Raw genomic sequence first — 15,067 nt, 5'->3', positions numbered from 1 at the left:
ATCAATCTTTTGAGGAATCTCCGACTGCCCCGGGAAATTCAGCATAAGCTTTGTCAAAATACTTCGCCAGCTGGATATCTCTATCTGATATGCGATGTCCAATATCCCATGTGGTTAAATAAACTCTCAAAGTTTTCCATATATTTTCCCACCTTGGATGGTGAAGCACAATTTCACATCCAGGAGCAACTTTATTCATGAATTCTACTGCATCAAGAAATGTCTTAAACTTGTACTTGCGAAAGAGTTCAATCCTAACATTGCTTTGATTTTCAGGTAAGGGACTAATAACTTTTTCCCATTGAGATAAATGATTAGCTAATGCAATCGAAAGTTTTTCATCACTAATTTCCTCTGGCTTCTCAGGATGAGGAATAGGATAGTCACTCCAAGGTACTTCACTGCTGGTATGATGAATATTGTCAATTGATGCTCTTAATTGCGTAAGAACAAGTTTAATATCGTGATCCCAATAGGTATTACGAATTTCTACAGCTTGCTTGCTAGTTATGGGAGCTATTGATGATGGTAATTTATTAGAAGGTGGCATTTTTGCTCCATTGAATAATACAGGCAAAATTTTTTTGCCCTTGGCTAGACAATATTCTATTTCTTTGCGAACCCAATCATCTTCCTGGTCGATCCTACGTAACCCATACTCATCGCTAGATTTAATCCAATCAGGACCTATAACCAATACTGCTATCAGCGATGCTTCTAATGCATCAACAAGTTCCTGGGGCCAGTCAGTTCCCGGCTCAATTGAAGAGGTATCAATAAATACCATATCTTTCCCAATTTCTTTAGAAATTGTGCTGTATAGACGACCAGCTTCAGAAGTAATATCAGATCTACGGTAGCTGATGAAGATAGGAGGTTTGAACATAGGCTTCTACTCCGTTAATAGAAATGCTTGTGAATCGGTAGGTATAACTATTTATTATGCAGAAACTTTCCGTATATCATATTAAATATTAAATAAACCTACTTAAATCAAACTCCTCTTCGGGCTGATTTTCCAATTTCTCGGAACTAAGCATGAGTAAAATTCTTTCTGTGTAATCTACTGCACCATGTAATTCTGCTTGTAACAATTCAAGTCCACCATTTGCATATTCTTCAAAGATGTGGTTGCGTTTTTCAACATTTTTGTCTTCATTGAAAGATAAAATTTTGATATCCTTAGTCTCAGTAATTGCTATTACATTAATAACCGTATCATATCCCCTAACAATAAACTGTTCTTGGGGAATTGGAGATGGTTCTCTTTTAGATATCTCCCCCAAAGGAACCCGCTTATTATGCTTTGCACCCAAAGCAGCAGCAAACACAATTACATCAGCATAAGTTTGAAAAAGACCAGTTGCACCATCAACTGATGTTAAAGCTTTTACCAACTCAGCCTTATCTTTCGCAACCCTGATTCTACCAGTTTCAGCCATTTTACTTAAATCTAGTTTGTGACAATCTTAACTCAGAGATAGAGCGATCGCCTTCTCTTCCCTCTGCGTCCTTGGCGTCTATGTCCTGCGGACACGCTACGCTAAGGCGGTTCGTTTAAAACTACGCCTAACTGGGAAACTGTTTATCCTCTCCAAAAGCAGTCTCAGCGCACTTCACAAAACTTTATGAAAACTGTCCACCATCTACATCACAAACTCTCCACGTGTGATAGTACAATAAAAGTAGAAACTTCCACATAGTAGTTCTCCAGGCATTAGGGTGATATCTTGTTAAGGCAATCTACAGCTCAAAGGTTGTCAAAGTTAGAAAAAGTAAAGGCGCTCTGAGTTGATAGAGTCACAACAGAGCCGATGAGAACAGTGAGAGAAAGATTTTTAAAAACCATTACCCAACATTCATGTAGTTCTTGAACTACCAAGAAGTGAATTTGTTGTATTTCTTGCATCGGAAGCAACAACACTCTCTTTTCTTCTCTTTTGCATTCTCTACGCTTCTGGAGTTTATAACTTCTAACAACTCACGCAAAAACAATGTAGAGACGCGAGGTTTCGTGTCTCTATTTTGTGTCTGTGTGTGAAATTTAAAAAACTACCCTTCGCGCATCACCTCAATAATCTCTGTATACTCAAACTCATTTGGACTTTGTCTTACCAAAGGATACCGTTCCCCAGGCAACTCAATATAATCTTGTTCACACTCAGGCTTAGAGGAATAATATGTCAGCACATATTCCCTACCAATTTTATCTGCCATTTCTTCTTCTACTTCACCTCGCCATTGTGTTTTAGTTACCAACACAATCAACTGGTTTGCTAATTTAGGAATTGTCTTTGCAATTTGTCGCCGAGAGATTTCATCCAAACTCCCAAAGGGAGAATCCATAACAATTGGGAAAGTGCTACTATCAGGAACCAGCAGGATTTTTTTCTTTTCACTCCATTCCCGTACTCTATCGATAATGCTAGCAATAAAAGATAAACTGAGAATTTGATTTTCTCCTGTGGAAGCTGCAACTGGCATTTCGATACCTGCTGTATTCTCTACCAGCGTTAGTTCATATTTATCGCTAATTTTAGGAATATAAGGTGTAAACGAAATTTCGCTGAAGATTTCTTGTACCCGCTTTTCTAATTGCCAACGAAACTGCTTTTCTTGACGGTTTCTAACTTCTGTTAACCGTTCAATAGCATCTTGAGTTGCGCTGATGCGTTGTTGCGCTAATGCTTGTCTGTCTTCATTTAGTTTCTGCTTGGCGATTTGTTTTCTCAAACCTTCCAACTCAGTTTTCAAGTTAGCAATTTGTTGCTGATTTGCACCTTGCTCTAATATGAACTCTCTGATTTTATCTTCAATTTCATCCAAACGCTTTTGTAAACTGCTGATTTCTTCATTTGCATCTTTTCGCAATCGTTCTTGAATATTATCTAACTCACCTTCAGTTTGTGATATACTTTGTCTTAACTGATTAATCCGTGCTTGCTCTCTATCAACTTCTTGCCAGAAACTAACTGCTTGCTTATCAATTTCATCAACTTGAGCACTCATGCGGATGGCTGTTTCTTCCACAATTGAAGAACCCGCTTTATCTAATAATTTGATCACATTCTCGTGTGAGTGAGTTCCTTGGCGTAAGTCTGCACCACAAATACAGCATTGAGAGTCGAGTAATTCATTTACAAATTCCCGTGAAATGCCAGAGGTTAACTCGCCTCGCTGCTTCAAATCATCTATAATTTCTCGAAATTGTGCTGTGTTTTGTGAAAGTAATATGGTATAACCGCGTCCAGAAATTGCTTTTTTAATAGCGTCCCTACTTTCTTTGAGATTTTCCTGATTAGATGCTTTTTGTTTTTCTAATTCTTGGCGTCTTTCTTCTAATTCCTTGGCAGTACTGAGTTCTCTTAAGCGGTTGCTTGTCTCTTTTTTAAAAGTTTCTTGATATTCTAACTCTTGTTTAATTTCTGTTTGTCGCTTTGTGATGCGCTCAATTTCCAGTTCGAGAGTGTTTTGCTGTTTCAAAAGCTGTTTAATTTCTGAATCACCAATTATCCTTAACTCATTTTCCAGAGTTTTTTTGGCTTCCTTTAAGTGATTGATGGAACGGTTAATGACTTCTACGCCTAAAAAAATCTTTGTGGCTTCCGCAATTTCAGCTTTCTTGTCCGAACGAACAATCTCTTCAATGCGTTCACCATCAAAGAAGAAATATTGATGTAAACTAATGGGTAAGATTTGCCCAATCACGTCTTCTGGTTGCTGAGGTGGAAAATACCACCGTCCATCATCCCCAGCTACCTGCATACGCAATTCTGTTTTGGTTACGTTGAAGTCGCTTTCATTTTTATAAAGTCGGCATATGCGTTTTACATTGTAGCGTTTGCCGTCATGTTCCCACTCTACCTCTACCCAACATTCTACAGTTTGTCCGGGTTTCGCTTCGGCGATCGCACGTTTATTAACTAATTGTTCAGTCGATGCGAAAGCTGCACTAAATTTCTCATACAACACCCAAGTAAACGCATTCAACAGACTCGTTTTTCCTGAACCATTATTACCGTGAATTATCGTTGTGTTGCGAGTCTCTCCTCCTGCAAGAATAATTTCTGGTGTCTTCCCATAAAAAGAGCGAAAGTTACAAAGCTTAATAGAAGTCAGCTTCATCGCACTGCTTCCTTCACAATCGCCAGAATATCATCATTAATATGGCTATTAATTTTCTTATCTAGTCTACTTTTCTCCAACTGCCACACACGATCAATTATTTGCCGTACTTCTGATGGTGCACTGAGAATTGGTTCTTGAACATAATCAATATGAGTTTCTTTTGTCATCTGACTTTAATTGGAGTTTTTATATCTTTTCATACTATATGGTTTCACAATTATCAGTCAAGACACTATAAGAATGATCGAACCGCCAAGACGCCAAGGGCGCAGAGGAAAGAGAGAAGAGGGAATTTAACTAAACATTTAGGACTGCTAACTGTCTTGGCGGAAGATTGAAAAATTAAATATCCAACAAACCGTATCGCTTTTGTAAGTTGAGTAACTTTATCCTCGCTTCACCAGCGTTATCAGCTAAATCAGCAAACTCAACCAATCTCAGTAATTCCTTTCTCAATAAATTGCGTTCAACTTCTAAAGTTTTTCTATCTAAATCAGGCGGTAAAACAATCATGTCAAAAATTGTGGCACGTTCCTTTCCAGGATGTGGACGCAAAACTCTTCCGCGTCGTTGAATGAATTGGCGAGGATTGGCTGAACTTGCCAAAATCACCGCCGTTTGAATTGCTGGAATATCTACCCCTTCATCTAAACAGCGAATTGCTACTAAACCTTGCAATTCACCACTTTCAAATTGACGCCGTAAAACTTCTCTTTCTTCTATAGATGTTTGGGATGTGTAGGTACTGACTTTATAACCCAGTTCTATCCCTAGAGTTTTGACGACAGCTTTGAGTTGGCGTAAGCTAGAACGTTCTCCAACTTCTTGTGAACCATCACTACAATAGAAAAGTGTATGAGTTGTTTCAAGGCGAGTTGACATTAACTCGCGCAAGGCGTTTAACTTATTTTCTGCTGCACCAATTAACCTTGCGCGCTGCATCAATAACGGCTTCAAATCTTCGTTATCTTCAAAATCTGCCAATTCAACGTTTTCCCGTTCTCGATATAGCAGTGCCCGTCCAATTTTTTGTGTTAATTTAGCATAAGCACGGCTTTCGATGTCTGTTAATTCTACTAATATAGGATAATAAAGATAATGTACTAAAGCACCTTGAGCGATCGCATCTCTTAAAGTAAACTCTGGTTTGAGAACAGGACCAAAATAATCAAATAAAGATTGGGTTCCACCTTCATCAAAATACCTTTCTGGTGTAGCTGATAAAGCCAGTCGCAACCCAACGCGACGAGGTAAACTTTCTTCCAACTTGGGTGCACCTAAGTTATGTGCCTCGTCTCCAATAATGAGAGTTTTTTCCGGAAAATATTTGAGTTGAGATTGAAAGCCATCCCCCATTAAAGTAGAGTTGCTGGTAATAACTGTAAGAAACGGTTGGGAACCAGAACGCACATTATAAAGTTGTGTGGAAAGTTGACTCTGCCAATTGTGTAAACTCTCAAAAGCTAAAATAGGTTGCAAATTAAATTTTGTACATTCTCGCGCCCATTGCGTGACAAGATGTCGATAGGGACAAACGACGAGCAAGACTTGCAAGTTAATTTGCTTGTATAATTCAGTGGCGATCGCCAGCGCTGTAATTGTCTTCCCACTACCAGTCGCCATTTTCAGCGTACCTCTACCGTTGTTGGCAAACCAGTTATTAACGGCTTGTCGCTGATACCCTCGCAGTTGCAGAGATGGTGGCATTTTAGGGCATCCTGGTAATGGTTGTGTATGATAACCACCTCTACTTTCGCCTACAAACGGTAATTTTAATTTGAACGTGGCTGTTTGCTTAACTTGATTTTTTATCAAATACATAAACTAAATAAGTAGTAAGAGAAGTCGGCAGAGAGTGTGAGAGTGAAGCGCGTTTGCGCTAGCCCCCTCCGGGGCTAGCGTTAACGTTTGCGCAGCGCCCCTTTTAGGGGCTAGTGGATCGTAGATCGCCGTAGGCTGGGAGTGAAAGAGTGTGGGAGTGAGGGAGTCAAAGAGTGTGGGAAAATATCTTTGTTTCCCTTCTTCCCTCCTTCCCTCATCCCTATCTATCAGTTGTAATTGCGCCAAATAGCTACAAGCGAACCTTGCACCTGCACCTGAGTCGCGTTTACCTCGATTGGATTGTATTTAGAGTTTGCAGGTTTGAGGGTAATGCGATCGCCGCTTCGATAAAACCGCTTCAAAGTGGTACCAATACTATCGACTCTGGCGGCGACGATAGTCCCATTTTTTAGCAGATCTGGTTCTAGTACTGGACGCAAAAATACCAAATCTCCCTCCACAATCGAATCTTCAATCATGCTGTCACCAGTTACCCGCAAAGCATATGCTTGGGGAGGTAATGACAAATGAGCTATATCTATATTTTCTACAGCTTCAGTGAAAGGTTCTATTAATCCACCAGCGGCGATCGTTCCCAAAATTGGTACACCTTGTTTTAACGCTTGTAGAACTCTAATTGTCCGTGCTTTACCTTCGTTCCATTCAATGTACCCCTTATTGCGTAAATGTTCCAAGCGACTTTGAACTGGTGCAGGCGATTTTAAATTCATCGCCTGCATCATTTGTCGAATCGAAGGTGAATGCTGGTGTTGTCGTATATATTCTGCCAGCCATTCGTAAAGTTCTTTTTGAGCTTCTGTCAGACGTTCCATAAATTTGTAGGGAGGTAAATACAAATGCTTATAGAACATTAGTACTACAAAAAACCTCCCTACGCACTATTTATTTTAGATATTTTGATGAATTCAGATCAGAACAGAGAATAAATCAGTCAATAAGCCAGTAAAAATATAACTATTCTACGAACTTAAAATTCTTCTGCCCCTAAGAAGCTTGCAAGTAAAGCTTTTTGAGCGTGCATCCGATTTTCAGCTTGATCCCAAATACGTGACGCAGAACCTTCCATAACCTCATCAGTAATTTCTTCACCACGATGGGCTGGTAAACAGTGTAAAACAATTGCCTCTGGTTCCGCAAGACTCATCAGTTGTTCATTTACTTGATAAGGTTGGAAAATTGGCATTCTATTGTCTGCTTCTTGTTCTTGCCCCATACTTGCCCAAACATCAGTGTAAATGACATGAGAACCTTTTGTTGCAATTTCTGGGTCATTAGTTAAGAGGACTTCAGTTTTATTGGCTGCAATAGAACGTGCTGTTTCTACAATTGCTGCATTTGGTTCAAATCCATTTGGTGTGGCAATTCTCACATTCATTCCTACCAAAGCGCAACCCAATAACAGGGAATTTGCCACATTATTCCCATCCCCTACATAAGTCAAAGTCAATCCAGAAAAAGTGCCAAAGCATTCTTGCACTGTCATCAAATCAGCCAGAACTTGACAGGGATGTTCTAAATCAGTCAGAGCATTAATAACAGGAATTTTGGCAGAGTTAGCAAAAATTTGCAATTCCTGCTGTGCAAAGGTACGAATCGCTAAAATATCGAGATATCTATCCAGAACCCGCGCTGTATCCTGCAGTGGTTCCCCGCGACTAACTTGAGTCACATTGGGATTGAGATCAATTACCTGTCCACCCAGTTGGTACATTGCGACAGTAAAACTGACTCGTGTCCGAGTTGAAGCCTTGGAGAACAACAGCCCTAACACCTTATGACACCGCAATCTCAGCTTTTGTGATTTTAGCCGAGATGCCATTTGCAGAAGTTCTAGAACTTCCGTTGGACTAAAGTCTGCCAGACTTAATAAATCCCGTCCGATCAACACTGCCATGCTTGTTGCTTTGCAAAGAACACTTTTGTCTTTCTGTTTAGTGTACCCAGCCGTGTCAAAACATTTTGCCTTAAAACTACACCAGATATTTTATATCTAGCCCATAATTTTAAGGTGGCTTTGGTATATCACTAGTTTATCAATATCGTCAGTGAAAAGAATCACAAGTTTGTTTGATTTTCATTACACCGAGAACGCCTGAAAGTGTGTTCATTGGTTGCGAAATCGGCAGTATCATAGACATGACGTATTTCCAGAGAAATTTGGACAACAATAACTCTTCACACTAGTATATTGTCAAATCAGCTTGCCTATGGTATAGTCATAAATTAGTGTGATGTTCAAAAAAAACAAGTATGCCAGCATAGCACAGTGGTAGTGCATCCGACTTGTAATCGGAAGGTCGTCGGTTCAAATCCGATTGCTGGCTTTTGTGGTTTCGATTAACATATTATTTGTCGTCGTTAACAGATTAATGTCATCGAACTGTTCTAAGTCAAGGTTAATAAAGTTTTGCCTCAAACTGAGTTACTTACGTTGAGTGATTCGCCACCAAAGCCCATTCCTATTCAGCCAACTTTGACCTATTGAAATCTAATAAGTTGTATAAATATACAGGAGATGCTACCAATGGATACGTATATCCCGGTCAGTTGTGACTTTCATGATGAATTAGAAGCATTGGCGACGTTGCGTCAGGAATGCCGAATTGTTTACTCCGATGCAGCTAATGAGTTGGTAGAAGTGCAAGGTCGGATTATTGATGTTTACGCTGCAAATAAAGCTGATTTTATCAAATTGAAGGATGGAACTGAAATTCGGTTGGATAGAATTGTTTCAGTTAATGAGAAGCAGCTTTCCTCTTACTCCGATTCATAGTACGGGACTTCCTAAGCTGAACTACTTAAAAAGAAATGAGAACTTTTTTAAGATAAACTTTCTTTGATTTACCTGACTTAATTTCCAAGCATGAGCATCTACTACAAAATGCCCCATAGTTAGCCCCAGTAATCCTCCCAGAATAAAATCTGTACAACTTGAAAGGATACTCTGATTTTGAATAAAGACAAGCTTTTTTAGTTCTTGACTGTACAAGAAAATCAAGCCTCCCACTACTAAATACAGTGAGAGTAAAAACAATGACTTCAAAAGAGTAGACTGTTTTTGGGCTTTATCCTTTGCTTGTTCAGAATTTATAGCGATAACTGTCATGAATATAATGTATTGAATTCCATGTGCTGTTGCATAAGTAGAAAAAGTAACTAAGGTATCGCCAGAGAAATAAATTGGTAAAAAGAAGAATACCAATAAAAAGAAGAATATCGACTTGACTAATGTAAAACACCCCGGTTTGACGAAAAAAACATAAACACTCAAAATTAAAGCCGCCAAGAACACGAATTGTCCCATCAAGTAGAAAAAGTTTATGGAATTATGTAAATAACTAGGAGCCACGCTGTACCCGATAACTTTCCACGTTGCAAAAATACCAGCTAATGTTCCTAAATTAATAGATGCCTTTTCTAATCTAGATACTGGTTTACTTGTTTGAGAATACGAAATAAAACTGTAAACTCCGATATTCTGCTTTCCATAATGATAAGCCTGCCATATCCAATAAAAAAGCAACAGATAAGGTTTTAAAAACTGGCTTGAGAAAGTAAAAACGCACCCTGAGAATAAAAATAATATTAAAGGTGTATATATGTACCTTAATTTATTTTGAGATATTATATTTAACCTAAATTCTTTGACACTATAAAAATAAACTGTTGTTGAAACATGAGCTATTGACAAGAATAACAGAGTATATTTAATGGCGTAAATTTCTAATATTTTGTGTTCTAGATCACTGACAATTGTCAAAAAAATAATTGGTAAAGCTGTACCTAGTAATATACTTAATTCAAATATATTCTTAGGGTTACCCGTGCTTATCAAAAGCTGTTGTAAATATTTCGTGCTGTTGCCCATAGTGATGTAAGTTAGCAATAAATCGGGGGTGAATTTCTGTCTCATGCACTCATGAATAAATGCATGGGAAAATGGGAAATGGTTTTTCTTCCCATTTCCCTATTGCCTCAGTACAAGGATCTCTGTTGAAGTCTAAAATGTTATGCTCTACGCGAACGGGTAGTGTGCACCTTGGACGCTCATACCAAGTTGCGGCTCAATGATCTCCAAAGCCCCTCTGCGATGCTTTGGAGAGAGGGTAAGGTACAAGTATGAATGCAACACGCGTATTAGTATCTCAAAGTTTGACGGTAAAAAGCAACTCCTCGTTCCCCCCAACGGAAAAGTTAAATCCCAAGACGCGGAAAACGTCGGTGCAGGACTGGACTCACCAGTTGCTTCCACCGACGTTTTCCTCAAAACAGTACTAGTCTCACTTCGCTCTACTGAGAATGACAAAATGACACTTTATGAGACAGACATCCTCTTAATATTCCCCCAATAAGCTAAGACTGTGCACGAAAAAAAGCTCTAGCGACATTACAGTCTTGTTGAATTTGTGTTTTTAGGGCTTCTAGAGAAGAAAATTTTTGTTCTGGTCGCAAAAATCTTTCTAGTTGCACTATCAGCTTTTTGCCATACAAATCACCAGACCAATCTAACAGATGGATTTCCACAGATTGATACGTACCATTTACCGTTGGGCGATGACCTATATTCATCACACCTAAGTAAATATTCTCTGGATTGTCTGGTGTTTCATCGCAGACGGTAACACGAACAGCATAGACACCGTGGCAGGGCAAAAACTTGTCTTTCGGTAATTGTAGGTTGGCTGTGGGAAAGCCAATAGTTCTGCCCAGTTGTTGACCTTTGATCACAGTACCGATAAGAGTGTATGCACGTCCTAACAGTTGATTTGCGCTTTGAAGATCGCCTCGGAGTAAAAGTTGCCGGATGAGTGAAGTGCTAATGCGAGTTTCCTCGGCCCAAGCAACACTGACATCACTGCTGTCTGTAGGTTCATGACTTGCATACGTTTCTAGAGCAACGATGGAAACAGGAATGCCGTACTGTGCGGCGATCAACTTCAAATCTAGCGCTGTACCACTGCGGTTGGAACCAAAGCAAAAATCTTGCCCAACGCTAATTTGTGCAGCTTGCAGTTGTTTGACCAGAATCTTTTCTACAAACTGTTCAGCAGATAAGGTAGATAATTCTTTGTCGAAAGGCAGCAGGACGAGTTGTTCTACTCCTAGCGATTGTAACTGATGAACTTTTTCATCCAGTGGTGTTAACCAAGTACGCGGTTGTCCAGTAAAAAATTCTTGTGGATGAGGATTAAAGGTGACAACCGTCGAGTAAAGGTGTGGAGTTTGAGAGGACGCAAACAGCGTTTCGGCAAAGTTTCCTTCGTCTTCTGCCCTCTTGAGGGGGGGCAATATCGGTTGAATAACCTTTTGATGACCACGGTGTACGCCGTCAAACTTGCCAAGAGCAACAAAAGTTGGAGTTCGAGCCAATTCGGTTGAAGAAGTTACCCACACAGAACACCCATTTTGAGACAAATTTAGCACGTCGATTCTGGGATTTGAGGTTATATTTAGCTGTCAGCTAATACAGTTCTTAGAACCAAAGCCCTATGCCTTCCCGTAGGGTGAGGACGCTCGTGCAACTGTTCGTTGACACCTCCGCACGAGTTGTGTGCTAGCGACTGATTGCTGAAAGCTCCTTATCACCAATCTAATCCAAAATTTAAAGTTGCTCCGACTGCAATCTGTAAGTCGAAAATTTCCTAATAGGAAAAGATTCTGATAAAGGGACTGGTACGGGAACTTGAACTACCATTCCTTCACGTGCCATGATAGCACTAGGGAATTTTTGTGCTGCTTCTTGTCCAACACGATCCAAAAACTCATCGTCATGGGATGGGTCGTGATGAAAAATGACCAGAGTTTTGACATTAGCGGATCTGGCGATTTTCACACCTTCTTGCCATGTAGAGTGTCCCCAACCAATTTTAGGCTGAATTGGGGAATTATACTCTTCATCAGTGTAAGTGCAATCGTAAATCAGAATGTCAGCGTTACGAGCTAAGCGCAAGGCGTTTTCATCTAGTCTGTCAGAATAATGTTCAGTATCAGTAATATAAGCTACAGCACCACCACGCCAGTTGACTCTGTACCCCACCGCTTCTCCCGGATGGTTGAGTGGAGCTGTTTCTATGATAATGTCATGAATGTGAATCGGTCGCCCTGATATAACGTCGTAGAAATCTAAATTTGCCTGCATAATCTGTAAGGGAACAGGAAAATTTGGGTGCAGCATCTGGTCATTAAGACGCTGTTCTATGGTCGAACCATCGGGGGCGATCGCACCGTAAATATGAAAAGTATTTCCCTTGACAAATCCTGGGGAAAAGAAAGGGAAACCCTGCATATGATCCCAATGCGAGTGGGTGAAAAAAACGTGTGCCTCTATCGGCATATTAGGCAACAAAGATTGCCCTAAAACGTGCAGTCCTGTGCCTCCATCAAAAATTAAACGTCTGCCACCCACTCGCATCTCTACACAAGGGGTATTACCGCCATAACGAACGGTGTGTGGTCCCGGACAGGGGATACTGCCACGAACGCCCCAAAAATGCACAGTAAATTGATTCTCTATCCTAGACATGGGTGTTGCTTGCTGGACCCAGCGGGCACTCAATACAAAAAATTGTTACTTATTTTGTTAAGTTTATTCTGTTTCACGACTTTTAGTAGTAGTGGTATTTATTGGTAAAACAGCATACCTTGTTTCAGGTTACTTTTGTCTTTACTTATAAAAAACTTCAAGGCAGCAGTTTTGGAGTGCAAACGTTTGCCTAGTAAGTTCTTTTCTATGACGCTCCGACTTTATAACCGATATTTTGGTCTCATGGATTTATCCATATACTTGCCTTCATAAAGAAAAGACTTTACGGAAACTTAAAATTCCACTCAGATAATTGATTCAATCCATTTGCATAAGTAAGGTTGTATTGTAATGGAGTGATACTGATGTAGTTTTTACGGATCATATGCACATCTATAGGTATATTTTCAGGAAGATTTAAACCTACTGGAGGTTCCACATCTTCTACAACTTCTCCCGCTAACCAATAATAAGTTTTCCCACGCGGGTCTACTCGTTTATCAAAAACATCGATGTAACGCCGCACTCCCTGGCGAGTGATACAAACTCCTGCAATTTCTTCCCATTTAACAGCGGGAATATTGATGTTAAGTAACATCAACTCTGGTAGAGGGTTTTGTGCCAGTTGTCCTACAAAGATTTTGGCAAAGTTAGCACCAGGTTGAAAATCCTTATTTTTGTGACTGGTAAGACTGAGCGCCACACTGGGAATGCCTTCAATCAAACCTTCCATTGCTGCAGAGACAGTACCAGAGTAGAGAATTTCGGTTCCTAAATTAGCACCCTGATTAATGCCAGATAGAACTAAATCTGGTGGAGAATCTAACAAAGCCCACAGCGCCAATTTAACACAGTCTGAAGGAGTGCCATCACAAGCCCAAGCTTTGACAGCAGGATCAAAAATCGACTCTACCATTTCAGCGCGAATTGGTTGATGCATTGTTAATCCATGTCCGGTTGCGGAACGCTCTCGATCCGGGCAAACTACATTGATATCATGACCTGCTTGCGCTAAAGTGTTTGCTAGAGTACGAATACCTAAAGCAGAAATACCATCATCGTTGCTAATCAGTATTTTCATAAATATTTAATCAATCATCATAGTCAATAGTTAAGACTTAAGAGTCAACAGTCAAGAGGTAATGACGTGATTGGTAGTCCAGCAGGTGGAATCTTGGAAAAAACAGGACTTCCTTCACCAAGTCGATGTAGAGATTTCCGGCGCGGGCTTAGTCTGGCAAAAAACAATCAGCTGTTTTGAAAAATAATACCAAGTTGCGGCGAAATCACCTCACTCCCCATTTTCTCTGGGATGCATTGGAGAGGGTAACCCGTCCAAGGAGCGTATACGCTAACTTACTCAGCATTTGTCAAAATAGATGACGGTGGCCATTCTAAAGCTAAAGGATGAAGAATGAAATATTCCGTACTTCATTCATAGTTTATACAATCCTATAAGAAGTCGTCCGCAAGGTGTTACCTGACTTGAAAATAGAACTCAGAACTCAGAACTCAGAACTCAGAAGAAAAGAGAAATTTTCATGTGTTCTGGTGTACGCAGTTCATGACGGCTACTTCATACTTCAGGTAACCGATTTTGCAGCCGAGTTCAATTGTTGCAAGATATGGGGATAACTACCCAATTGAGCATCTGGGAAGAGTGCACAATGATAGACGAAGATAAACAGCAAAACAACACAAACCAGCAATCAGGTGAAGAAAGCGAGGAAAAGCAAGCAATGACAAGCGACTCTACAGCCGAAATCAATCCCAACGTAAGCCAAAGCGAGACTGACCCAGTGGCAAGGCAAATCAACGTCTCCGAAGATACAGCAACACAGAGTCAAGACAATAGCGTTGCTGCAAAAGGTGAGGGCGCAAGTACTGACTTTACAGGTAAAGAAGGCGCACTTCATCAACAAATTGAGTCCCTAAAAGCGCAGCTAGAAGAGCGCACCACTCAATATATGCGGATTGTGGCTGATTTTGAGAATTACCGCAAACGCAATCAAAAAGAGAAAGAAGATTTGGAGCAGCAGATAAAACGGAACACGATTAATGAATTACTACCAATCGTTGATAATTTTGAACGAGCAAGAGCGCAAATTAAACCCCAAAATGATGGGGAGATGACGATTCACAAAAGTTACCAAGGTGTTTACAAGTTATTAGTAGATTCCTTAAAGCGCTTGGGTGTCTCACCAATGCGTCCAGAAACTCAACCATTCGATCCCAACTTGCACGAAGCAGTATTGCGGGAACCTACGGATGAATATCCTGAAGGAACAGTGTTAGAAGAGTTAGTACGCGGATATTACTTGGGCGATCGCGTGCTGCGCCATGCAATGGTGAAGGTGGCTGCTCCGAAGGAAGATGGACCACTCAATGCTGAAAATTCAGTTGAGTCTAGCCAATAGCTAAGCTGTATTCGCTCGCCTTACTGATCAAAAGTCCCTGGGAAACTGGGGCGAGCAATCTCACCACACCTGAGAGATAGTCACACAAACATCACGCCCAAAGTTTAGCAATCTTTACCCGGTGTTCGTGTATCGCTAACACCGGACTGAAGTTGCT

13 protein-coding genes and 1 tRNA gene are annotated in these 15,067 nt (G+C 40.3%); 3 read left to right on the top strand and 11 right to left on the bottom strand.

The window, feature by feature from the left end; translation table 11 throughout:
- Position 1: 1 nt before the first annotated feature.
- From DP114_RS30530 to argF, 7 genes are all read right to left on the bottom strand, one after another.
- Positions 2 to 886: a 4a-hydroxytetrahydrobiopterin dehydratase gene (locus DP114_RS30530; protein ID WP_169266175.1), complete on the bottom strand. Its 885-nt coding sequence runs from the start codon at positions 884 to 886 to the stop codon at positions 2 to 4.
- Between the two features lie 88 nt (positions 887 to 974).
- The gene (locus DP114_RS30525) at positions 975 to 1,442 is read right to left on the bottom strand and encodes a DNA phosphorothioation-associated protein 4 (protein ID WP_171977909.1); all 468 of its coding nucleotides are present in this window, start codon (positions 1,440 to 1,442) and stop codon (positions 975 to 977) included.
- 610 nt (positions 1,443 to 2,052) lie between these two features.
- Positions 2,053 to 4,125 (bottom strand): AAA family ATPase, encoded by a 2,073-nt coding sequence (locus tag DP114_RS30520; protein ID WP_171977908.1) that lies wholly within the window; start codon positions 4,123 to 4,125, stop codon positions 2,053 to 2,055.
- Complete coding sequence (locus DP114_RS30515) at positions 4,122 to 4,295, bottom strand: hypothetical protein (RefSeq protein WP_169266178.1); 174 nt, start codon at positions 4,293 to 4,295, stop codon at positions 4,122 to 4,124. Before DP114_RS30515 ends, DP114_RS30520 begins: the two co-directional genes overlap by 4 nt.
- 175 nt (positions 4,296 to 4,470) lie before the next feature.
- Positions 4,471 to 5,949, bottom strand: coding sequence for a DNA phosphorothioation system restriction enzyme (locus DP114_RS30510; RefSeq protein WP_171977907.1), 1,479 nt, complete (start codon positions 5,947 to 5,949; stop codon positions 4,471 to 4,473).
- Between the two features lie 227 nt (positions 5,950 to 6,176).
- A complete protein-coding gene (gene lexA, locus DP114_RS30505) occupies positions 6,177 to 6,782 on the bottom strand; it encodes a transcriptional repressor LexA (RefSeq protein ID WP_171978351.1) in 606 nt (201 codons plus the stop codon).
- Positions 6,783 to 6,937: 155 nt separating this feature from the next.
- Positions 6,938 to 7,864, bottom strand: a complete 927-nt coding sequence (argF, locus tag DP114_RS30500) for an ornithine carbamoyltransferase (RefSeq protein ID WP_171977906.1) — start codon at positions 7,862 to 7,864, stop codon at positions 6,938 to 6,940.
- A 358-nt stretch (positions 7,865 to 8,222) separates the two neighbouring features.
- Here argF and DP114_RS30495 point away from each other — a divergent pair.
- Together DP114_RS30495 and DP114_RS30490 are read left to right on the top strand one after the other, a co-directional pair.
- Positions 8,223 to 8,294 (top strand) — tRNA-Thr (locus tag DP114_RS30495).
- A gap of 200 nt (positions 8,295 to 8,494) precedes the next feature.
- On the top strand, positions 8,495 to 8,743 hold the full coding sequence (locus DP114_RS30490; protein WP_171977905.1) for a hypothetical protein: 249 nt from the start codon (positions 8,495 to 8,497) through the stop codon (positions 8,741 to 8,743).
- Positions 8,744 to 8,764: 21 nt separating this feature from the next.
- On the opposite strand, the gene DP114_RS30485 is transcribed toward DP114_RS30490, so the two are convergent.
- The 4 genes from DP114_RS30485 to surE all read right to left on the bottom strand — a co-directional run bounded on the left by DP114_RS30485 (position 8,765) and on the right by surE (position 13,574).
- A complete protein-coding gene (locus DP114_RS30485) occupies positions 8,765 to 9,838 on the bottom strand; it encodes a hypothetical protein (RefSeq protein ID WP_171977904.1) in 1,074 nt (357 codons plus the stop codon).
- 485 nt (positions 9,839 to 10,323) lie between these two features.
- Positions 10,324 to 11,394 carry a bifunctional riboflavin kinase/FAD synthetase gene (locus DP114_RS30480; protein ID WP_171977903.1) on the bottom strand — a complete coding sequence of 357 codons (1,071 nt, stop codon included), beginning with the start codon at positions 11,392 to 11,394 and terminating at the stop codon, positions 10,324 to 10,326.
- Positions 11,395 to 11,572: 178 nt separating this feature from the next.
- Positions 11,573 to 12,493 carry an MBL fold metallo-hydrolase gene (locus DP114_RS30475; protein ID WP_169266184.1) on the bottom strand — a complete coding sequence of 307 codons (921 nt, stop codon included), beginning with the start codon at positions 12,491 to 12,493 and terminating at the stop codon, positions 11,573 to 11,575.
- Positions 12,494 to 12,776: 283 nt separating this feature from the next.
- The gene (gene surE, locus DP114_RS30470; RefSeq protein WP_171977902.1) at positions 12,777 to 13,574 is read right to left on the bottom strand and encodes a 5'/3'-nucleotidase SurE; all 798 of its coding nucleotides are present in this window, start codon (positions 13,572 to 13,574) and stop codon (positions 12,777 to 12,779) included.
- A 586-nt stretch (positions 13,575 to 14,160) separates the two neighbouring features.
- On the opposite strand from surE, the gene grpE reads away from it, so the two are divergent.
- Positions 14,161 to 14,910: a nucleotide exchange factor GrpE gene (gene grpE / locus DP114_RS30465; RefSeq protein ID WP_169266186.1), complete on the top strand. Its 750-nt coding sequence runs from the start codon at positions 14,161 to 14,163 to the stop codon at positions 14,908 to 14,910.
- Positions 14,911 to 15,067 lie beyond the last annotated feature (157 nt).

This window comes from Brasilonema sennae CENA114, from assembly GCF_006968745.1.
Taxonomy (GTDB): Bacteria; Cyanobacteriota; Cyanobacteriia; order Cyanobacteriales; family Nostocaceae; genus Brasilonema; species Brasilonema sennae.
Note: the sequence above shows the minus strand (reverse complement) of the source record. Positions and strands in the feature narration are given on the sequence as shown.